17 protein-coding genes and 1 tRNA gene are annotated in these 22,086 nt (G+C 56.1%); 6 read left to right on the top strand and 12 right to left on the bottom strand.

Features of this window, described 5'->3' with window-relative positions; all coding sequences use genetic code 11:
• The first annotated feature begins 18 nt into the window (after positions 1-18).
• From MKY74_RS29145 to MKY74_RS29155, 3 genes are read left to right on the top strand one after another with little or no spacing between them, the layout of a single operon-like run.
• On the top strand, positions 19-1,053 hold the full coding sequence (locus tag MKY74_RS29145) for a Gfo/Idh/MocA family protein (RefSeq protein WP_076174260.1): 1,035 nt from the start codon (positions 19-21) through the stop codon (positions 1,051-1,053).
• The gene (locus MKY74_RS29150; protein WP_076174258.1) at positions 1,050-2,033 is read left to right on the top strand and encodes a Gfo/Idh/MocA family protein; all 984 of its coding nucleotides are present in this window, start codon (positions 1,050-1,052) and stop codon (positions 2,031-2,033) included. Before MKY74_RS29145 ends, MKY74_RS29150 begins: the two co-directional genes overlap by 4 nt.
• A gap of 31 nt (positions 2,034-2,064) precedes the next feature.
• Positions 2,065-2,883, top strand: coding sequence for a sugar phosphate isomerase/epimerase family protein (locus MKY74_RS29155; RefSeq protein ID WP_076174256.1), 819 nt, complete (start codon positions 2,065-2,067; stop codon positions 2,881-2,883).
• Positions 2,884-3,369: 486 nt separating this feature from the next.
• Here the strand turns inward: MKY74_RS29155 and pstA are convergent, their stop codons facing one another.
• The 4 genes from pstA to MKY74_RS29175 all read right to left on the bottom strand — a co-directional run bounded on the left by pstA (position 3,370) and on the right by MKY74_RS29175 (position 7,639).
• Complete coding sequence (gene pstA, locus MKY74_RS29160) at positions 3,370-4,251, bottom strand: phosphate ABC transporter permease PstA (RefSeq protein WP_076174251.1); 882 nt, start codon at positions 4,249-4,251, stop codon at positions 3,370-3,372.
• Positions 4,248-5,201, bottom strand: coding sequence for a phosphate ABC transporter permease subunit PstC (gene pstC, locus MKY74_RS29165; protein WP_432206620.1), 954 nt, complete (start codon positions 5,199-5,201; stop codon positions 4,248-4,250). Before pstC ends, pstA begins: the two co-directional genes overlap by 4 nt.
• Before the next feature lie 99 nt (positions 5,202-5,300).
• The gene (locus MKY74_RS29170) at positions 5,301-6,155 is read right to left on the bottom strand and encodes a phosphate ABC transporter substrate-binding protein (RefSeq protein WP_076174249.1); all 855 of its coding nucleotides are present in this window, start codon (positions 6,153-6,155) and stop codon (positions 5,301-5,303) included.
• A gap of 32 nt (positions 6,156-6,187) precedes the next feature.
• The gene (locus MKY74_RS29175) at positions 6,188-7,639 is read right to left on the bottom strand and encodes a stalk domain-containing protein (RefSeq protein ID WP_076174247.1); all 1,452 of its coding nucleotides are present in this window, start codon (positions 7,637-7,639) and stop codon (positions 6,188-6,190) included.
• 274 nt (positions 7,640-7,913) lie between these two features.
• Here MKY74_RS29175 and MKY74_RS29180 point away from each other — a divergent pair, with 274 nt between their 5' ends.
• A complete protein-coding gene (locus MKY74_RS29180; protein WP_076174244.1) occupies positions 7,914-8,906 on the top strand; it encodes an MraY family glycosyltransferase in 993 nt (330 codons plus the stop codon).
• Positions 8,907-9,073: 167 nt separating this feature from the next.
• Here MKY74_RS29180 and MKY74_RS29185 read toward each other — a convergent pair whose 3' ends face one another.
• Together MKY74_RS29185 and MKY74_RS29190 are read right to left on the bottom strand one after the other, a co-directional pair.
• Entirely contained in the window at positions 9,074-9,538 is a 465-nt protein-coding gene (locus MKY74_RS29185) for a hypothetical protein (RefSeq protein WP_076174241.1), read from the bottom strand.
• A 73-nt stretch (positions 9,539-9,611) separates the two neighbouring features.
• Positions 9,612-9,685, bottom strand: a tRNA-Arg gene (locus MKY74_RS29190).
• Positions 9,686-9,825: 140 nt separating this feature from the next.
• Here MKY74_RS29190 and MKY74_RS29195 point away from each other — a divergent pair.
• Positions 9,826-10,119: a DUF4870 domain-containing protein gene (locus tag MKY74_RS29195; RefSeq protein WP_076174239.1), complete on the top strand. Its 294-nt coding sequence runs from the start codon at positions 9,826-9,828 to the stop codon at positions 10,117-10,119.
• A gap of 280 nt (positions 10,120-10,399) precedes the next feature.
• Here the strand turns inward: MKY74_RS29195 and MKY74_RS29200 are convergent, their stop codons facing one another.
• Entirely contained in the window at positions 10,400-10,747 is a 348-nt protein-coding gene (locus tag MKY74_RS29200; protein ID WP_076174236.1) for a hypothetical protein, read from the bottom strand.
• 36 nt (positions 10,748-10,783) lie between these two features.
• Positions 10,784-11,098 (bottom strand): hypothetical protein, encoded by a 315-nt coding sequence (locus MKY74_RS29205; protein WP_076174234.1) that lies wholly within the window; start codon positions 11,096-11,098, stop codon positions 10,784-10,786.
• 267 nt (positions 11,099-11,365) lie between these two features.
• Here MKY74_RS29205 and asnB point away from each other — a divergent pair, with 267 nt between their 5' ends.
• On the top strand, positions 11,366-13,210 hold the full coding sequence (asnB, locus tag MKY74_RS29210; protein WP_076174233.1) for an asparagine synthase (glutamine-hydrolyzing): 1,845 nt from the start codon (positions 11,366-11,368) through the stop codon (positions 13,208-13,210).
• Positions 13,211-13,296: 86 nt separating this feature from the next.
• On the opposite strand, the gene MKY74_RS29215 is transcribed toward asnB, so the two are convergent.
• From MKY74_RS29215 to MKY74_RS29230, 4 genes are all read right to left on the bottom strand, one after another.
• A complete protein-coding gene (locus MKY74_RS29215) occupies positions 13,297-14,286 on the bottom strand; it encodes a LacI family DNA-binding transcriptional regulator (protein WP_076174231.1) in 990 nt (329 codons plus the stop codon).
• Positions 14,287-14,385: 99 nt separating this feature from the next.
• Positions 14,386-17,751, bottom strand: coding sequence for a GH36-type glycosyl hydrolase domain-containing protein (locus MKY74_RS29220; protein WP_076174229.1), 3,366 nt, complete (start codon positions 17,749-17,751; stop codon positions 14,386-14,388).
• Positions 17,752-17,907: 156 nt separating this feature from the next.
• Positions 17,908-20,067: a glycoside hydrolase family 3 N-terminal domain-containing protein gene (locus MKY74_RS29225; RefSeq protein WP_076174227.1), complete on the bottom strand. Its 2,160-nt coding sequence runs from the start codon at positions 20,065-20,067 to the stop codon at positions 17,908-17,910.
• A gap of 392 nt (positions 20,068-20,459) precedes the next feature.
• Complete coding sequence (locus tag MKY74_RS29230) at positions 20,460-22,058, bottom strand: extracellular solute-binding protein (protein ID WP_076174225.1); 1,599 nt, start codon at positions 22,056-22,058, stop codon at positions 20,460-20,462.
• Positions 22,059-22,086: the final 28 nt, after the last annotated feature.

The following is a 22,086-nucleotide window of genomic DNA, read 5'->3' on the forward strand; positions in this document are numbered from 1 at the left end:
AAGGAGCTGAAAACCGTTATGATTCACGTACTCGTTATAGGCGCAGGGGCGATGGGGAGCACTCATGCCGCAGCCTATGCCGATATGCCAAATGCGCACTTCGCCGGTATCGTCGACACCGACGCCGGCAAGGGAGCGCGGGTTGCCGAGGCATGCGGCACCTCTTCGTTCACTTCCTACGCGGAGGCGATGGAAGCGCTCGACCGCGTCGATGTCGTCGATGTTTGCCTGCCGACGCCGCTGCACAAGAAGATTGTTCTTCAAGCGGCCGACGACGGCAAGCACGTCATCTGCGAGAAACCGCTGGCGCGAAGTCTGGCCGACGCCAGGGAAATGATCGACCACTGCCGTTCGCGTGGTGTCCGGCTGTTCGTCGGGCATGTTCTCCGCTTCTTCCACGAATATGCGCATGCCAAGCAGCTGCTGGATGATGGCGTCATCGGCAAGCCGGCCGTCATCCGCGCGGGCCGCGGTGGAGGGTATCCGATCGGCTGGCAGCATTGGTACAGCGATTTCGGCGCCAGCGGCGGCATTACGTTGGACGCCATGATCCACGATTTCGATTTTCTTCGCTGGTGCTTCGGCGAAGTGGAACGTGTGTATGCCAAGGGGCTCCATGGGAGGGTTCACGCCCAGCTGGACTATTCGCTCGTGACCCTCCGCTTTCAAAGCGGCGCCATCGCCCACGTCGAGGGAACCTGGTCGCATGAAGGCTTCTCCATGAATCTGGAGATGGCCGGCACGCAGGGGATCATCGGCTATGACAGCGCCCGGGATCAGCCGCTGCTGTCTTTTCAGCGCGGCGGTCATGCGGGCGGAGGCGGCGGCGTACCCGTTCCGGAAAGCCCGGTCGAGGAAAACCCGTATTTCCAAGAGCTTCGCCATTTCCTGAATTGCATCGAGCAGAATGAAGAGCCGATCGTAACCGCGGAAGACGCCTATAAGGCGCTTCAGATTGCGCTCTCGGCGCTGAAATCGATGGAGACCGGGCGGCCGGTTCATCTGGGGACCGGTGCAGCCGACCCGAGCAGCAAAGGAGTGATCGGTTCATGAAAATCGGCATCGCCAGTTTTGCCCATATGCACGCATACAGTTATGCGAAAGCGCTGATCCAATTGGAAGGAGTGGAGCTCGCCGGCATTTACGATCCCGATGAGCAGCGGGGTCAAAAGTTCGCCGGCATCCTTGGCACCAGCTATTACAGCAATTATGCGGAGCTTCTGTCGCAAGGCCTCAGCGGGATCATCGTTACGTCGGAGAACGCAAACCATAAGGAGCATGTCCTTGCGGCCGCCAAGGCGGGAGTTCATGTGCTGTGCGAAAAGCCCATATCGACCAATGCCGCGGACGCCCGGGACATGATCGAGGCCTGCAAAGCCGCCGGCGTCATGCTGCAGACGGCCTTCCCGGTCCGGTACAATCGGTCCGTCATCCGGGCCAAGCAAATGATCGACGAAGGCAAGCTCGGCCGGATCCTCGCCATGAAGGGGACCAACCGCGGGCAAAATCCGGGCGGATGGTTCGTCGACCCCGCCCTGTCCGGCGGCGGAGCGGTCATTGACCACACCGTTCATGTCGCCGATATCATGCGTTGGTTCACCGGCGCGGAGGTCAAAGAGGTGTACGCGGAAATCGGGCAGCTCATGTCCGCCGCCCCCATCGATGACTGCGGAATTCTGTCGATCGAATTTGACAACGGCGTCTTTGCCACGCTGGACTGCAGCTGGTCCAGGAATCCTTCCTTCCCGACCTGGGGCGACGTGACGCTGGAAATCGTCGGGACGGCCGGCACCCTGACGATCGACGCCTTCGGACAGAAGCTGAACGTATTCAGCGAGGAGCGCGGTTACCGGCACCATTTCTGGGGCGACGATATGGACTTCGGCCTGGTCCGGGATTTTGTAGCCTCGATCGCGGAAGGCAAGACCGAGGCGAACGTGACAGGCGTCGACGGGCTCAAGGCGCTCGAAGTGGCCCTGGCTGCATACCGCTCAGCGGAGCGATTGGCCGCCGTTTCGCCTGCAGAGCTCTGAACCTAAACCTGACAAAGGGGTGTATGAAGCGATGCTGAAGTCGATAAATCAATGGGGATTTCCGGAGGGAACCCCGCTCGAGACGATTTTTCTTCATGCGGAGCAGGCGGGTTACGATGCCGTCGAGCTGAACCTGTATCCGTCCGGCGGAACCGGGCTGACCATGGACACCACCGCCCAGGAGGCGGAGGCCGTACTGGCCCTGGCTTCCCGTCACAGCATTCAGCTGCGCAGCCTGTCGACAGGCATGCTGTGGAAATCCCCCCTGTCCGCGGCGGATCCGGATGTCCGCGCCGGCGGACGGGAGATCGTCACCCGGCAGCTGGAGCTTGCATCCCTGCTCGGGATGGACACCGTGCTGGTCGTTCCCGGGGCGGTGACGCCTTCCGTCACCTATGAGGAATGTTATAGCCGCAGCCAGGAAGAATTGCGGGAACTCATTCCGCTGGCCGAACAGCACGGCGTTCATATCGGCATCGAGAACGTCTGGAACAAATTTCTGCTCTCCCCGATGGAGATGGCCCGGTATATCGACGAGCTCGATTCGCCCTGGGCCGGAGCCTATTTTGACATCGGAAACGTCCTCCTCTTCGGCTATCCCGAGCATTGGATCCGGACGCTGGGCGAGCGGATCCGCAAAGTCCACGTGAAGGACTTTAATCCGGCAGCCGGACCGAACGGCTTCGTCCCGCTGCTGTCGGGCAGCGTCAACTGGAACGAAGTGCGGCGGGCGTTGAACGAGATCGGCTACACGGATACCGTCACGGCCGAGCTCACTCCGTACAGTTCCGACCCTTACCAGATGGTATATGATACTTCCGCACAGCTGGATATTATTACGGGCCGTTGAAGGCACAATGCTGACCACCTTCAGCCGAAAGTTAATCGCTTGTAGCAATCCCAAGCATTCAGCTTCGCTGAATAAGCTGATCAATCAGTCAACCTTAAAGGGCTGTCTCGCCGACAGAGTCATTCTGCCGGAAGACAGCCCTTTTTTTCCTAGATCAAAGCTTATTTCGGTATGAATACATATAAATGCATGTTCGAAAAGGTCGGTTTTCAGCACCGAGAAGATTGGATGAAGCTCGGGGCTGAGGAGCAGAGCGTACGTAGTGGGTACGTGAGCACCGGAAGACCCGGCTGAATTCAAGATTCGATGCCGAATCAGCTTCCCGATTTACTTCGTGCTAGATATAGAATTTATTCGTTATCAGCAGAGCTGATGAAATTCGATATCGCAAGAAAACCAACATTTTAATCGCGGTCACTCATCCCTGATTGGCCTCGATTGGTTTTCTTATCAAAAGCGGACTTTTTGAACAACCTCTAGAAGGCCCTATTTCTTCAGGCGCCGGTTGCTGATCCACAGCGGAATGCGGAACAGCAGGTTCATCAGGAGGACGACGATGACCAGCACCGCGGCCGACTTGTCGGCGATCTGGCGGGCATCCTCCACGATCGCTTCCGACTGCACGTACCAGAGGTGTACCGCCAGCGTCTCACCCGGTGAGAACAGATTGAAGTCCCACATCTCCCCGGAGGTGCTGAGCCCAGCGGTCAGTAGGATGACGGCCGATTCTCCGAAGGCCCGGCCCGCCACGAGGCAGATGCCCGTCACAATTCCCTGCATGGCCATCGGGATAACGACAGTTCGGATGCATTGGAATTTGGTCATCCCGAGGGCATAGGATGCGTTCTTTACGTCATTTTGCACCGCGCGCACCGCTTCCTCCGTCACCCGGGCCAGCATCGGCAGGTTGAGGAAGGCCAAAGAAACCGCTCCACCGAGAATGGTCAAGCCAATTTGAAAATACTCGGCAAAAATGGCCAAGCCCAGCATCCCGAATACGATCGACGGAACGGAGGAGAGGCTCTCGACGCAAATCCGCAGCACCTCTGTAAATTTATTCGGCGGGGCGTACTCCGCCATGTAGATCCCTGCTCCGACCCCAATCGGAACGGAAATAAGCAGCGACAGAATCAAAATATAAAACGAGTTGAACAGCACCGGCCCGATACCGCCGCCGGGGTCCATGTCCTCGGGCAGCTTCATCAAAAACTCGAGGTTCAGCCCGGGCAGCCCTTTGCCCAGGATGGTCAGCAGCAGCCAGAAGATCATCAGCAGAACCATGATGCCGAGCCCGTAAAACCCGTACGTTGCCAGCCGGTCGTACACAAGCGATCTTTGCATTTTGCGGGTGCGCGTCCATTCGCTCATGCCTGCTCCCTCCCTTTGCGTCCCAAATAGCGGATGAACAAAATCAGGATAAACGAGATGATGAGCAGCAAGAATGCCATCATGTGCAGCGCGTAATTCCAGGTGGAGTCAAACTCCACGTTGGAAATCTGCATCACGATGTTGCTGGTCAGCACCGAAGCCGGCGTAAACAGGGACTTGGCGAGCTGCGCCGTGTTGCCGATGACCATCACCACCGCCATCGTCTCCCCGATCGCCCGGGTCATTCCCATAATCACCGCCGCAATGATGCCTCTGCCGGCGGCGGGAAGGACAACCCGCATCATGACCTGCAGGCGCGTGGAGCCCATGGCATACGCAGCTTCGCGGTATTTTTTCGGCACGGCGGAAATCGCGTCGTCGCTGATCCGGCAAATCGTCGGCAGCACCATCAGGGCGAGCACGAGGGCCGCCGCCAGCAGCCCGTCGCCCAGATTCTCCCCACTCAGCCGGCGCAAAAACGGAATCAGCACCGTCAGGCCGAGGTAACCGTAGACAATGGAAGGAACCCCGACCAGCAGGTCCAGAATCGGCCGCATGGCGTTTTTCAGCCAGCGGGGCGCGATTTCGGCGATCAGCACCGCCAGCCCGACGGATACCGGCACGGCCAGCGCAAGCGTAAGCGCCGTCAGGGACAGGGTGTTGATGATAAACGCGGCTGCACCGTAGTGCTCCTCTTCCGGAGTCCAGTTAAAGGAAAGGAAGAAATCCGCAAAAGAGATGTCGCGGAAGGTCAGAAGCGCGGTTTTGCCGATAAAAAAGATCACCAGGCCCAGCACCAGGCACAGCGCCAATATGCTGAACCAGAAATAATACGTAAACATGCGGTTGGTGAAACGGACCCTGGCGCTGCGGCTGAACCTGCGACGCTTCGCGGGCGGGGTCAGCACCTGACGTTCCTCGGGCACGTACTGCTGCACGGGGGTGCTCAAACTGGCTCTCCTCCTATAAAGCGGACAGCCCCATCAGTATTTGAGGGCTGGCCGCGATCATGAATATGGTTTGGCATGGATCAGCTCAATCCACTTGCCTTAACGCATGGCGGAAATCGGAATGAATTTCAGTTTTTTCAGGGAACCCTGCTGGAATTTCGCGCTTTGAACATACTCGATAAATGCTTTGGTAGCGCCGGTCGGCTGGCCTTTGGTCATGTAATATCCGTATGCCCAAATTTTGTAGCTGCCGTTGATGACATTGTCCGTTGTTGGCTGCACGCCGTTATAGCTCAGCGCCTTGATGTCGCTGTTTACGTACACCAGGTCGATGTATCCGATGGCGTTCGGCGTTGTGGCTACGGCGGTTTTCATGTCGCCGCTGGAGCCGACTTCCTTGTAGTTTTTAGCCTTTTTGACGATGTCGCCGCCAGCCAGCGCTTTGGCCTGATAGTTGACGCGGGTGCCGGAACCGAAGGCGCGCGTGATGACGACGATGTCCGCGTTGTCACCGCCGACTTCTTTCCAGTTGGTGATTTTGCCGGAGAAAATCCCTTTCAGCTGTTCGGTGGTCAGGTTGTTTACCTTCACGTTTTTGTTGGTGACTGTCGCAAAAGGAATGACGGCCACCTTGTTCGCTACCTGGCCTTCAAAGGCCTTGAAGCCCGGTACGTCCATGCTGGCGTCCCAGTCGCACGCCCCGATGTCGGCAATGCCCTTCTTCACCGCCTGCGGTCCGGTTACCGAGCCTTTGCCGGAAGCGGAGATTCTGACTTTCGGATTGATTTTCTGGAATTCCTTGGCTGCCTGAAGCGTGAGCGGAAGCAGCGCAGTGGACCCGTTAATCGTAATTTTGCCGGAGATGCCGGAGGCGGCGCTTGCGGAGCCGACCAGAGTGGTTACCGCTACCAGGGAAGTGACGGCAGCCAGCGTTAATTTTTTGAACAGTTTCATCGTTTATTCTCCTTTTCGGTTAAGAACCGCTTTTATTTGGTAAGCTGAATGGTCTTTCCGCCTGTTATGACTACAATCCTGCCGTCTTCGATCAGGGCGATCCGGCTGCCGTCCGCAGACACCGCCAGCTCGCTGACGGTTCCGGACGTGCTGTAAAGCTGCGCCTGGCTGCCGCTATCGATCTTCAGCACTTTCGTGCTGCCGTCGGCGGCGATGCCCGCTGCAGCAAGCGTTCCGGATGGCCCGGCCGCAATGACCGTCACATCGATGATGCTAGGCAGGTCCTGGACGCTGCTGCCTGGGCCGATTACCTTGATCACGTCCTTGGCAGCGACGCTATCCGGATCGGCGCTCAAATACGCCGCTTTGCCGCCATCCAGTGCGACAGGATACAATTTATTGTCTTTACCGGTTGTTAGCTGAACCGGTTTAGCTTCTTTATCCGTGAGGTCCAGGGAATACAGCTGCTGGCCCGCGCCCGAATAGTCGATGCTGAGCGATTCTTCCGTACTGTCCTTATCGCTGCTGGCCACGCCGGTCACATTGACGATATAGACCAATCGTTTGCCGTCCGCGGACAGGCTCACGTCGGACTTGTTCTCCACTTTGTCGGCCAGCACTTCGGTCACCTTGCCGTCGCCGACATTCATGTAAGATATTTTTTCCTGCTTGTCGCCCTGGATGAAATAAATCCGGCTGTTATCCGCCGACCAGGTCAAATCTGTCTTGACGGAAGTGTCGGAGCCGAGTTTTTGCGACAGCCCGCTGGCAAGGTTCATCAGGTAGAGCTGGCCGGCGTTATTGGTATAAGCTCCCCACTGCCCGTTCGGGGACACCGCCAATTCCGCAGCATATTCGTCCGTCGAGATCACCGTGCTGCCATAGCTTGCCGGGTCCAGTTTAACGATTTGGGCGGACTCCGCGTCGTCACGGCTGGCAATGATTTGCCCTTGGGCGTTCCAGCGTACCGAAGAATAGCTTCCTTCCGCTCTTTGAACCGTCAATACCTGCTGCGTCTGCCCGCTGCCTGCGATCCATTCCCCGCCCAGTGCTTCCACGAGCGATTGAATCTCTACGTAGGTTTTGCCATCTTGAAGCAGAGGAGCGTTCGTAAAGGCTGCGGCCTCTCCATTCACCTTATAGGACTTTACTCCTGCCTGCAGCTGAACGACGCGTGAACCGGTCGCATCCTTTATCGTGACGATCCCTTTGGCGGCGCTTGCGCTTGCCCCGAAAGCCTTGACGATGTCTGACACGGCTACCAGGTACGCCTGGTTGAGCTGGACCGCATTGACGGAGACACTCGCGCCGTTCACGCTGAGTTCCACCTTGACCGCTTTCAGTTTTGGCGACGTCATCTTTGCAGCCTGACCCGCAGATGATGATTTTGCAGCGGAAGCAGCTTCTGCCGTTCCTCCGGCCAGTACTGAAGTTACAACCGCAGCGGCCATCAGTACCTGAAACATTTTATTTTTCTTCAACATCGGCTCACCCTTCTTCTATTAGCATAAGTGCTATAGACCTATTTTCTACTAGAATTGTAAAAAGCGGTTGATTGGAATGTTATGGAAATATTAAATATTTTATCGTTGTATTTTGCAAAAATAGCGATTATTCTAGTTAAAAATACAAATGCTACATCTATGTAAAATGAACTAAAGAAATAAACGCCTAATTGAGCCGCTTTACCAACTATTTCGATAATAAACTTTAGTTCAATCTATTTAACCCTATCCGAAAACCAACCAGAGACTTTGAATGAAACGACAGCAAATTGCAAAGCTAAGTATTGGAGGCCTGACCATTGTGTATGTAATTGGATTTATTGTGTCGCTTGTTATCGTTTTGGCTTTGATCCCTCCTTTAAGGAAGCTCGCGATCCGGGTTGATTTCGTCGACCGGCCCACCCATCGCAAAATACATAAGGAACCCGTACCGCATCTGGCAAGCATCGCCATCTTTCTCGGCTTCATGGTTCCCTACATCGTTCTCACCGGACACTGGGACAAGGAAATGGCCGGCATTGTGGCCGGCTCGCTGCTCATCCTCGGCATCGGCATGATCGATGACTGGTACAAGACGAAAGGCAAGGATTTTGCCGCTCTGCCCAAAACGCTCGTGCAGGTAGGCGCTGCGGTGATCGTCTACTATTCAGGGATCTCATTCGAAGGGATCACCGTTCCGTTCGCCGGCCATATGGTCGTGTTTCCGGAGTGGCTGCAGTTTATTCTGACGATTCTGTGGATCTTCGGCGTCACGACGGTCATTAATTTTATGGACGGTCTGGACGGGCTGTCCGGAGGCGTGGCCGCCATTTCGGCCTTGACGCTGTTTATCGTTGCTATTGCCAAAGGCCAGTCCCATTCCGCAATCATGGCGGTGCTGCTGGTCGGGGTGACGCTCGGTTATCTGAGATACAACAAGCCGCCCGCTAAAATTTACATGGGGGATGCAGGCGCGACGTTTATCGGGTTCATGCTCGGTATCATCGCCCTGGACGGAGCCTTTAAACAGGTGACCGTCATTTCCATTCTCGTTCCTGTGCTGGCGCTTGGCGTGCCGATCTTCGATAACATTTACGTTGTAATCAAACGGTATCGGGACGGCAAGCCGGTGTACAAGGCCGACCGAAGCCAGCTCCATTACCGGCTGCTGTCCTGGGGGTTGAGCCCGAAGCAGGCGGTCGTGTTCATCTATTTGCTCAGTGCCTGCCTGTCATTGTCCTCGATCATCCTGATGTTGATCAGTTAGCGTGGACCTTCCGGCTAGGCGTGGTTAACAAGGAAGTCAGCAGGAATCGTTCGATGGGAGCGATTGAAACTCAATGACAAAGGGGCTGCCCACCGTCGTGTATGACACGACAGCATGGGACAGCCCCTTTTATTATAGCTAACCGGCATACGCCTATTTAGATCGAATTAGGCTTGAGAAGCGGATTGAAGGGCACGAATGGACAAATCCAGCTCCACCATGCCGTCCGGAAGGTCGCGCGATCCGGCAATCACCCAATTTACGGCCAGTGCTTTTTGCAATGCAGCCAGCTGCTCCAAGGTGAGCCGCAGCCCGTGAATCACGCCCTCGCCAACCTCAAAGTCCTTTTCCTCATCCAGGCCAAAACGCTGCACCAGCCAGTTTTTCAGCCCGTTCCGCGTGTTAAACGTCATGCGGTAGCCTTCCGTTGCCGCCTGGGCCAGCGGCTCCCCGTGTTCCTCCGAGTAGCCGAACAGGTTGGCATAACGCTCGCCCTCGAGCCCTGCTTGGATAAACGGCTCAGCGTCCTTTTGATGGACAGCTTCAGCGATGGCGGCCGCAGACAGTCCGGCCCGCTTCGCCTGCTCGATCAGAATTGCGGTCCACTGTGATACTTTAATATCCTGATTCATCCGGTCTCTCTCCCTTCTCGCTCCACTTGCTTATATCTAAAGAAAAAGCCCTCAAGTGAGGGCTTTCCTTGTACGTCCCAGGAGGGATTCGAACCCCCGACCGACGGCTTAGAAGGCCGTTGCTCTATCCAGCTGAGCTACTGGGACTTGTTATGTAATAAAAAAAGCGAATGCGTTATTTATTATACCGCATTTAGCCAATTTTTCAAGAGGAAAATGAGAAAGCCGATTGGCGGGAAATACTATGGGTAATAACTTAACAAAATAAGTTGTAAAGGAGCATTTCCATGCGACAGTTGTTATCTTCACTTTCCTACTTCAGCATATTTTTCGCCCCGTTTATCCTGCCGGTGATCGTATGGATCGCCGTCCGGGACGAATACGTCGCCAGGCATGCCAAGCGAGCGCTGCTCTCGCATCTGCTGCCATTCATTGCGGCCGTACCGCTGCTGTTTTTTACTTTGGCAGCCCACCATGCCGGCTCGATCCTGGGATATATCCTGCTGTTCTGCGTTATTTACTTCGGCACGTTCGTCTACAACATCGTGAAAGGCATTCAGGTGCTTCGCGAATATGCGTGAAGCGTGAACAGCTAAGAACAGCTGAACAAACCTCCGGGGATATCCCCGGAGGTTTGTTCATGATTCAAGGAGGTTATTGGTTGCCAAAACGTCTTGGGTTATGGGGCACAGCCAAATTTCTCGAATTTCTGCTCGTCACTCCACCCGCAAAAGCGTTTTGTCGGGCGTACTTGCTTCTCTTGCCTTTTTTGTTCGTGAAGTCCGCCATTTAGCTCACCTCCCCTAAACCATAGTATGGGGAGGGAGTCTGCCGGCTATGTTTCTTAAATTATGGCTGCGTTTACTTTGCGAACCTGCTCCGCAGATCCTCCTCTATGTTCCCAAAAGAGATCAGATCGCGCAGGAACAGATCCCGCTCCTCGTCGGCCGTCAGAAAAAAGCTGCCTTCGAACGCCTGCATCGTCACATCGATATACGCCTGATGCATGCTGTTGTCGTACCAGTCGAGCTCTGTGTCGGCATCGTTGCGGATCAGCCGGATCAGGTCGTAGCAGCCCGGCGTCTGCTCGGCCACATAAGCCAAAAGCGCGGGATCGCCAACCGCCCCTGGCAGCACGCCGATCTCGGCGCAGCGGACCCCGTCCAGTTCCGTCATCCGCCGCACCTTGGCATCCTTAATATAATACATGTTTTCCTCCTCTCCCGGTCAGCTTGAATTCAGAAATCAAGTATAACCCAGCATTTTGTTCTCCGTCAGATGCTGGCGCGTTTCTGCCGTGCCGTATTCGTATATTTTCCGGTACAGCTTGTTCAGGCTCTCCGTGTACTGCGAATTGACATCATCCTCCGGCGTATCCGGCCATGGAAACGTATAAGCCAGGAAGGAGTCTTCGGCATGCTCCTGCATATCCTCCATCATCTGCTGCACTTCCCTGGCCTGCCCCACCGTGCAGTACATCACCAGCTCATAAGGAGCGGCGCCTTGTTCGGCAAGAACGCTTCTGCCGTGTACCGATACATAAAAATGCTGCTTATCCATGTCACATTACTCTCCTTTGTAAAGATCATAGAAATTTATAAGTTTTCAGCGGAGCTGAACCATTCCATGATCGCAAGAAAAACATCCGCTAAATGCGGCCTGCCTGCTGTAGAAGTACGTCGACAGACACGTTTTTCTTACACTGCCTTTCCTATAGTTTTCGTTAAAGGACAGACATTTTATGCCCCGATTCGGCATATAACTGTATCACTTTGGCAAACAGAAAGGACAGCGAGTGGACAAACGACAAAGAGAGGATGACCCATCATGTGCGGAATAACCGGTTTTATACAATGGAGCGGCGACTTAACCCAGGATTCGCAGATCCTTGTCAAAATGACTGAAACGATGTCGGATCGCGGACCGGACGCTTCGGGAACATGGATCTCCAATCCATGCGCCTTCGGCCACCGCCGTCTGAGCGTCATTGACCCCGAAAACGGCGCACAGCCCATGATCGTTCATGATGATGATGATGTGTATGCGATTTGTTATAACGGGGAGCTATATAACGCGGCCGAGCTGCGGAGCGAATTGGTCAAAAGAGGACATCACTTCCGGACCCATTGCGATACGGAAGTTCTTTTGGTTTCATACATCGAGTGGGGGCCGGCCTGCGTGGACCGGTTCAACGGCATTTTTGCCTTTGCCATCTGGGACAGCGTCCGGGAGCAGGTGTTTATAGCGCGGGACCGCCTGGGCGTTAAGCCCCTGTTCTACGCCTACATCGACGGCACTTTAATATTCGGCTCTGAGCCCAAAGCGCTGCTGCAGCATCCCAAAATGGAGCCCGTGGTCGGCCCGGAAGGGCTCGCCGAAGTGTTCATTATCGGCCCGGCGCGGACGCCGGGACAGGGCGTCTATAAAGACATGAAGGAGCTGCGGGCAGGGCACGCGATGATCTTCAGCCGCGACGGGCTGCGCAGTTACGCCTACTGGCGTCTGGACAGCCACATCCACGAAGACAGCGTGGAGGAAACGGCGGCCAAGCTGCGCGAGCTGCTGCAGGATACGCTGGAACGGCAGCTGGTTTCGGACGTTCCGGTCTGCACGCTGCTGTCCGGAGGGCTGGATTCCAGCGCCCTGACGGCCCTTGCCGTTCAGTATTATAACCGGACCAACCAAGGGCAGGTCCACACCTACTCCGTCGATTACGTCGGCAATGAGAAGCATTTCAAATCGCATGCCTTCCAGCCGGGAGCCGATGCTCCGTTTATCCAGCGGATGGTGGAGGAGCTCGGGACACAGCACCATTACATCGAATTTGATACCCCCGAGCTCGTGGAATCGCTGAACGCCTCTACCCTGACCCGGGACCTGCCCGGCATGGCGGATGTGGACGGCTCGCTCTACTTATTTTGCCGTGAGATCAAAAAAGGGGCGACGGTAGCCGTCTCCGGCGAAGCGGCCGACGAAATTTTCGGCGGCTATCCCTGGTTTCACCGCGAGGAAATGCTGAATTCCGGCACGTTCCCTTGGTCGGTCGCACCCGACATGAGGGCCAGCCTGCTGTCTCCCGAAATCCGCGAATGGATCCGTCCGCTGGATTACCTGGGGGACCGTTACGCCGATGCGGTACGGGAAGTTCCCAAGCTGCGCGGCGAGACCGGCCAGCAGGCCAAAATGCGGGTCATGTCCTACCTGAACATCACCCGCTTCATGCCGACGCTGCTGGACCGCAAGGACCGCATGAGCATGGGCGTCGGCCTCGAAGTACGCGTGCCTTATTGTGATCACCGGCTGGTCCAATACGTGTGGAATATCCCTTGGGAAATCAAAATGACCGGCGGTCGGGAAAAGGGCATTCTACGCAAGGCACTGGAAGGCGTGCTGCCGGACGACGTGCTCTACCGCAAGAAGAGCCCGTATCCGAAAACCCACAATCCGGATTTCCTTGCCGCCGTCAAGCAGCAGATGCTCGACATTCTGGACGATCCGTCTGCCCCGATCCTGCCGCTGATCGACAAGAACAAAATTCTCGAGATCGCCGCTTCCCCTGAGGCGTCCTCGAATCTGCCATGGTTCGGCCAGCTGATGTCGGGGCCGCAGCTGTTTGCTTACCTGGCCCAGGTCAACAACTGGTTGAAAACCTACAACGTGGCCATTCGTTAACGTAAAATGAACATGCAAAAAGGGTATCCGACAGGCTCTAGTCAGCCGGATACCCTTCTGTTTGTTCACCGCGGTGCATTCGTGCTTCATCTAGCCACGTTAACCTGCCGGGCGCTTTTTCCGACAGATTCCCCTTTGATCAGCGTGACGTAGATGCGTTCATGCTCCACTTCCTCACCGGATAAAATTTTGATCAGCTGCTCCGATGCCAGCGCCCCCCATTTCCGTTTGGAGTAGTTGATGGTCGCCAGGCGCGGCTGCATGTAGCTCGTCAGCTCAATATTATCGAAGCCGATCAAATGCACATGCTCCCCGATCCGGTAATCGGTCTCCGCCAGCCGGTTGCAAAAACCGATGGCCATTTCGTCATTGAGGCAGAACACGGCCGCCGGGCCGGTATACTCACCGATGACCCGTTCGGCGGCGCGTTCCCCTCCGCTTTTCTTGAAATCGCCGGGAATCTCGATCCACTCCACATCTTCCGTGCGGTCCGCAACCATTTTGACCGCCTTCATGCGCTGAATGGAGTCAAACGAGTCATCTGGCCCCGTCACGATGTAAATCTTCTTGTGGCCCTGCTCGACCAAAAATTCGGTGGCCAGCGTAGCCCCTGCCTTATTATCCAGCAGCACCTGATTGATGTTGGGATGCTCGAGCTCCCGGTCCAGCACGACGATTTTGTGGTTCCGCTCGGCATATTTGAGCAGCTCGGCGTTCGTGAACGCATGGTCCAGAATGATAGCTCCGTCGATCATCCGCTCCGGAAGCATCCGGTGGGCCTGCTTGCCGCTGCATACGATCAGGTCGTAGCCCTGGGCGTTGCAGACCTCCTTCATCCCGTCGAGCAGGTCGCCATACACGTCCCCCTTAAAATCCGTCAGAAATACCCCGATGATCCGGGACTCCCGCTTCTTCAGCGATCTCGCGGCCGCGTTCGGCACATAGTTCAGTTCCTTGGCGATCGCCAAAATTTTCGAGCGGGTTTCATCCGTCACCTTGCTGCTGCCGTTCAGGGCATATGATACCGTCGATATGGAAACCCCGGCTTTTTTAGCGATATCCTTAATACTAACCAATGTTCCTCGCTCCCCCGTATCAAACCATTGCTAGGTCCAAAATTATCCATATTCCAGTTCTCATGGAAAAGGGCGATCCGTGAAGATCGCCTTAAACTGCTACATAAAAATCTCAACCACATTGTGGCCGTCCGGCTTCATTCCCTGCTCAAACACGTCCTTCGAAATCCGCAGTCCGCCCTCGCGGTACGGATTGCTCACCGCCGAAGCTTCCAGCTCCCGGCCGTTCAGCTTCACGCGGCGCTCGCCGGTGCCGTTCAAATGGTAAATGAAGGCCACGTCCTGACCGTCGTAGCGGAAGTCGAAGCGCAGGCCGTCCAGCTTCTGCGGCAGCACCGGATCCACGATGAGATCCTGCTGCTCCTGGCGGATGCCCAGCGCGTTCGAGATCAGCTGATTCATGTAGATCCCCGGGCCGCTGGAATAAATACGCCATCCGCCCTTCACCTGCACGCTGCCGCTGCGCAGCTCATCAAAATGCGCCTGCGCGTCATAACGCGTGTTGAACTTGCCGTCGGAGCTGCTGAAATAAGCGTTGCTTTGACGCAGCTCGGCATTCGGCACGACATTGCGGATGCCGACCGGGTTGATCACGTTCAGGCCGTTCCATACATCATCCGCATGCCCGAGCTTCGCCATCGCTTCAATGAAGCGGATATGGGCGTGAACATACTGCAGGCCCACTTCGCGCCCGAAGTTCGACGCCTGCTCCGCCCGTTTGAAGTGCGTGCTGACGCCGCCGGCATACTGGGCTGGACGGTTCATGAGACGGACGCCGTCCGGGAAGAAAAGCTTCTCTTTGATCAGCCCATAATGCGCCTTGGCGCGCTCCGGATCCAGCAGCTCCGCAATCATGCTCCGGGTCATCGGCAGCAGGCGGTACTGAATGCCGGTCTCTTCGTCGGTCGGGTGGAGCATCAGCTTCACCTCGTCCGGATTCTCCATATAGAGGAACCCAGGAATGACTTCCGTTCCGAGCATGTATTTTTCGTAATCGCGCTTGATTCCCTGCGCCATGTCATGAAGCTCCGAAGCCAGTTCCGGCTTGGTGGATTTCAAGGCCCCCGACAGCTGCGTCATCGTCTGGTATGTCAGGGCGACGGTCCAGCTGCTGACCATGTACTGCTTCAGCTGGGCGTTGGCCGGCTGCAGTGTATCGTCCCAGTCTCCATCCCCATAAGAGGACAGGTGGGTATCATGCAGGAAGTGGCTGCGAATGTAACCGATCTCCTTGTACACGTGATCCAGAATCGTGGCTGTTTCTTCGGTAAAATGGAACTTGTGCTTGACCGTATACGGAACCTTTTCCTCGAGAATGCCGAAGTCTTCGGTCGCCCGCAGGTAATCGCTGAGCACCTTCAGCGGCCATACGATGATATCGCCGTGGCTCTCCTCCTGCTGGACGGTAAAGTAGTTATCGAACATGAACCACTGCGGCCAGTTGCCGTCGTCTTCGTACTGGTGGGAATACACCATTTTCAGAATGTCGCGCACCTGTTCGAATTTTTGCGTCGCCATAAAGTACTCGGTCGGCCCCTGGCAGACGTCCCGCGTTCCCCAAGCCGCGCCTCCGTACTGTTCCAAGCCATGCGGCACCGAATAATGAACCAGCATGTTATGGGTGTACCACCAGGCCAGCGCATTCACTTTGAAAAAGTCCTTGCCTTCCGTGCCATCCCCGCCGGTTAAGCGGAATCCGTTCATCACGTCCCGGAAGAACTCCCGGTACTTCGCGATTTCATCCTCTGCGCTGCGGTTAGCTTCAGGAAGGTCTTCCCCGTCCAGCAGCCCCTGCATCGTCAAAGTCCACTCCGGGGCAGCATCCAGCTTGAGCGTCACTACCGATGCTTCCCCAGCCTGAACGCCGCTTGCAAGTGCCGTTTCATCGCTAACAGCCGCCTTGGCGCCGTCGATCCGCATGGTGTATTTCAGGTTCGGATAGGCTTCCTTCCGGAGCGCGTCCTGGGCGCCGTGGAACGTCAGCACACCTCCCGATTCCGCCATGCGGACCGGCGCTCCGAACTCGTTGACGTCCATGGTGACCTGGCTGGTCACCAGGAATTCATACGCTTTGCCGCTCTCCGAGCGCACATGAAGGCGTACTTCAGGCGCATCCGCAGCCGCGAAATTGGTGATCACCAGCATGTCATCCGCCATTTTGTAATACCAGCGCACATAGTTGAAGCCGATCTCGAACAGGGACGGCATCGTCAGGAGTCGGTACACTCCTTCGATGTTTACGTATATCCGCTGTCCCGCCGTCTTCGGCACGTTCAAGGCGCTGCGGGCATTGCTCATCATTTTGTTGAAGTTGGTATTGCCCACCACCAGATGGGAGTTGAAAATGCCGTACATATAAGAAGTCGTCGTCACGACTTTGGCGCCCAGCTTCACGCTGCCGCCGCTCATCAGGATATGCCCGTGCGGACGCTCCACCCGCAGCTCCTTCTCCTTCAGCACGACATGCTCATAGGTGTCGGTAAAGAACGCAAGAAGCTGTCCGTTCTCGGTTTCCTCCTCCTGTCTTCCGGCTGCCGGGAAAAGGGTTTCGAGCTCCTCCGCGGTAAGCGGCAGGGTGCGCAGCGGTTCGCCGATCTCCGGATTCAGGCGGACCTGCGGCAGTTCATGCAGCGGACCGTCCGCAGCGGCCAGATTTGCCTGCACCTGATCCCAGGCTTTCAGCACCTCGTCCTTGAATTCCAGCTCGGTTACCGCAGCCGCATGATCCGGCTTGAACAAGCCGTAGAACACGAAGCGTGCTTCCCCGTTCAGCGTTACCGATTCGGACTGAAGCGCCGTGTAGGCGAACTCGTATTGATAGACCTCGTTCGCCAATTGAGGCTGGCTGAGGCATGCCGGCACGTTCGTTTCTTTATAAGACAGGCCGAAGAACTGGAAGCCGTCCGTAGAGAACCCCGCGGCACGCGTCAGCGAACCCTGCTGTATGTAAGGGAACGCTCCGCCCTGCGGCTGGTTTTGGCGCGAGCACACCACATAGCCGTGGTCTTTGTCTTCAAAGACGGTATGGTCGATATATTGGGACAGGTACGCCTCGTTGCTGCGAACGGCGCCCGGATCCGCGTCCCCGATATCCTGGCCGTAAACGACGTCGACCTTGAGGCCATGCCCGGTCGCCCGGACATCCCAGAACCATACGCCGAGCGGACTGAGCGCAAACGTCACGCTGTACGCTACCCCTTCGGCTTCGCCTGTCCAGACGATACGTCCCTCGCCTGTGCTGACCCGGCTGTCCGAACGGATGCCGAGCAGCGGGTAGAAGCGGATGGCAGAATCGTCATGGATGCGAAGATACAGATTATTTAAAGCCCCATCGAGCGGGCTGCTCATCAGCTGGTTGATCATCGTCTTGCCGCTGACGGCTTGGAACAGGTCGCCGCTTTCCCAGAACGTAAAGGACAGATCGCCGGCCTGGACGTGAAGCTTCGAATTCGTAATGGTTGTCATAGTTGTTCATCCTCCTATCCCGGAAGCCGGCCGGAACCTGTCCGGTACGGCTTCGAGGCAGCTTTTACAGTATTTTTCATCCTGCATCGTCTTGTTGGTCAGCTCTCTCCAAGGCCATGCGCTGTTCTTTGTGTACGCGCATGGCCGTCTGTTCATCTAAACCAGCCGGAACGACTCAGCAAGGGTGTCCCGGCTGTTCGGACCGACAAACACCTGGAACGTTCCCGGATCGCTGGCTTGCGTAAGGTCGGAATGATGATATCGAAGCTGTTCCTCCGTGATCGTAAAGACCGCATCCGCGCTTTCGCCGGGAGCAAGCTCGAGACGTACGAAGCCTTTCAGCTCGCGCATCGGACGGACCACTTCACCGGCCACGTCGCGGATATACAGCTGAACCGTTTCGATCCCTGCGCGATCCCCGGTGTTCGTTACGCTCACGCTGACCTGAAGCGGCTGATTGGCCGTTATCTCGTTTCCGGACAATTTCAGCTCGCCGTATTCAAACGTCGTATAGGATAGGCCGTATCCGAACGGAAGCAGCGGATCATTTGGACTGTCGATATATTTGGACACATACCGCTCTTCCGTTTTGTCCGGATTCATCGGACGGCCGGTATTGTAATGGTTATAATAGACCGGAATTTGACCCACCGAATGCGGGAAGGACATCGTCAGCCGGGCCGAAGGATTCACGCGCCCGATCAGAATGTCGGCGATCGCGGCTCCGCCTTCGCTGCCCGGGAACCAGGCTTCCAGGACGGCGTCCGCTTCGTCAATGATTCCGTGCAGGTCCAGCGGGCGGCCGTTGAAGATCACCGCAGCCATCGGCTTGCCAATCTTCTTCAGCTGCCGCACCAGCTCCAGCTGGGCTTCCGGCAGGCGGATGTTCGTGCGGGACCCGCCCTCCCCGCTCATGGCCGAATCTTCGCCAAGGGCGAGCACGATCACGTCTGCGTCTTGAGCCGCGGCGATGGCAGCGTCAATCTGCGATTGCTCCACGCTTACGACGCCGGAGCCTTCGGCAATGACCAGCTGTCCCTCAGCCAGCCGCTCCTGCAGCGCGGTTCCGAGCTTCACGGCGTCTTCCTTCACGCCGACGCAGGACCACCAGCCGAGGATGTCGTCGCTCTGGGCGAACGGCCCGATCAGGGCAACCTTCTTCCCAGGCGCAAGCGGCAGCAGGCCGCCTTCGTTTTTCAGCAGTACGCTCGATTTGGCTGCCAGCTCGTAAGAAACGTTTCGATGTTCCTGACAGAACAGCACTTCGCGCTCACGCTCCGGATCGGCTCCTCGCAGCGGATTGTCGAACAACCCGAGCTTGTCTTTCAGCCGCAATATCCGCAGCACCGCTTCGTCGACCAAGGCTTCGTCCACGCGTCCACTCTCGATGAGGCCCGGCAGATGCTGTACGTAACAAGGTGTCATCATCTCGATATCCACGCCGGCCCGGATCGCCCGGTAAGCGGCCTCGCCATCGTCCTCCGCCGCGCCGTGCGCGATCATTTCGCGGATCGACGCCCAGTCCGAAATCAGGACGCCGTCAAAACCCCACTCATCGCGGAGGATGCCGCGCATCAGCTTCTCATTGCCGGTAGCCGGAATGCCGTCCACGGTATTGAACGACGTCATGACCATCTCGCAGCCTTCGTCCAATGCCGCTTTATAAGCCGGCAGATACTGCTCCCGCAAATTGCGTTCCGACATGTTGACCGTGTTGTAGTCGCGTCCCCCTTCAGGAGCGCCATAGGCGGCGAAGTGCTTCACGCAGGCAGCCAGCCGCTCCGGCTCATCCTTCAGGCTCCCGCCTTGATAGCCGCGGACAAAAGCGCGGGCAAACAGGCTGTTCAGGTACGGATCTTCGCCGGTCGTCTCCATGACGCGTCCCCACCGCGGATCGCGCACCAGATCGACCATTGGTGCAAACGTTACATGAATGCCGGATACCGCCGACTCTCTCGCGGCAATTTCGGCGCTCTTCTCGGCCAGCTCCGTATCCCAGGAGCATCCGATCGCCAGCGGGATCGGAAAGATCGTTTTGAAGCCATGCACCACATCGGCCATGAACATCAGCGGAATGCCGAGCCGGCTTTTGCTTAAATATGATTTCTGCACGTCGATGACCGACTGGGCTCCCGATAACCCCAGAACGGAGCCGCTGGCGGTCACCATCGATTCGGTGATCCCCATTTCCTCAAGCGGTCCGGTAATTTGGCTTTCGCCGCCTTCATGAAAATTGGCGGTCAGCTGGAGCAGCTGCGCAATCTTCTCCTCCAGCGTCATCTGATTCAACAGTTCGGTTAACTGCCGGTTGTCCATTCCATTCCCTCCACAACAAAGTCGTATGATGATCCAGGCCTTCCGGACACGAATGGTCCGGCTCTTTCAGACCCTTTCTCCTTTCTCAGGAGCTTGCACAAAACCTGGCTGACAAGGGCAGCAAGGATGAAACCCGTCCTTGGCGCTTATCTTTTGTGCAAATTCCTCATGAAGAAAAGCGTCTATCGATGTACATTTGCGTTCTTTAATCGTTATAAGAATCTATGTCTCCTCCCTGTGGCCAGGCCGGCCTATTTATAATAGAAGAAACCCGGCCCGGCACCACCGTGGAAGAGAAGAACCCGGCTGCATCAAAATGTGCTGCACACCGGGTTCCTTAGACTCGGACTGCGTATAATGCTCAGTTCTTATCCTTATTTCAGAACGATCTGTTACTTGGCAAATTTGCTGTTCAGTTCATCCAGAACCGGCTGAACGAGGGACTGTTTGCTTTGTACCCATTTCTTCCAGTTTGCTTCCAAATCGCCGCCTTGCAGGATCAGGTTGGCATACTCGTTCTGGTAATCGAAGGATGCCTGGCTCTTCGCTTTGGAATCGTACAGCTGCACATCCCAGTCGTAAGTTGCCAACTTGCCGCCTTCGCTGCCCAGTTTCGCTTTCTCTTTAAACAGCTCAACGGCGCGGTCACGGTATTCCTTCTTGATTGCAGGGTTCACGATACTGAAGTCGTCGCCCAAAATGTACAGTCCTTCAAAACGTGCCGGATATTTGTCTTCCAGAGTCGTTCCTTCCGGAAGAAGGCTGACCGGCTCTTTGTTCTCGTCGTACTTCCAATCCTTGCCCTCAAAGCCCATGTTCAGGAGCATTTGTCCTTCTTTGGTCGTCGAGTAATCGATAATATCCATGATGCGTTCGAACTTCTCTTTGCTGATGTTCGGCGAGAAGATCAGCGCAGACCAGAAGTTCGGCTGCTCCAGATTGCGGTATTTGCCGTCGTCACCCAGAACGATCGCCGTATGGACGAGGTCGTCGCTGCTTACGCCCAGGTTCTTCTGCATGTTCTTGTCCATGTCTTGTCTGTACGAAGCCAGACCGCCCAGGGACATCATCGCGGCAACGCCTTTAACTCTGAAGTTGTCGCTGCCTTCGTTGTTTTTCCAAGTGTAGAATTCCGGATTAAGCAGGCCTTCTTTGTACGCTTTCTGCATCAGCTTCAGACCGGTCAGCGTCTCCGGATCGGCTGGTCCCCAATGGAACTTGCCGTCTTCTCCTTTGTAGAACGCCGATTCCACGCGGGAGTGCTCACTGTTGGCCATGATGATGTTGGTCAAAGCGTCATCCGCTGTGTATGAGATCGGAACGAGCTTGGAGCCCAGCTTCCCTGGGTCTTTCTCTTTGACCAGTTCCGCATAATGGATCAGTTCGCTTGTGGTGTATGCATCCTTCAGTTCAAACCCGACAGCTTTGGCCCAGTCTTTGCGGATCGCAATGACGCCGATTTGGTTCACAAGCGGATCAGCCGGTTTGTTCTGGTAGTACACCGGTTTCGGCAGAATGTAAGTACCGCCTGTCAGCTCTTCCAGCTTGTCGCCGAGGCCGGTCAGCTTGTAGGCCGCCGCCACATTCGGCCAGCGCTCTTTCCAGTCATCCGGGAATTTGTAGAGCAGTCCTTGATCGACATAGTTCATAAAATCGCCGTGCACGTAGTTCCAGCTGGCCACGTCAGGCAGGTCGCCTGAGTTGATCCACAAGCGGAGTTTTTCCGGCCAGGAATCCCACTGTACGTAGTTGTAATCCCACTCGACGTTGAATTTGTCCATCCAGTACTTGTGGAACTCGTTGTCGAGCACACCGTCTTTTACTTCCGTGGTCTGCGCGACGGAAATTTTTAATTTGTCCTTGTAGTTCCCGTCCGCGTCTTTTTCGTTGCCGCCGGTAGATGCCGTGTCTTTCCCGCAGGCAGTCACCGTCAGCATCACCGCCGACAGCGCAACGGCCAGAAGCGGTTTGAACAGCTTTTTGGTGTTCATGTTTTTTCCCCTCTTTTGATCAGATTTT

This window comes from Paenibacillus sp. FSL R5-0378, from assembly GCF_038009285.1.
GTDB classification, from domain to species: domain Bacteria; phylum Bacillota; class Bacilli; order Paenibacillales; family Paenibacillaceae; genus Paenibacillus_AQ; species Paenibacillus_AQ favisporus.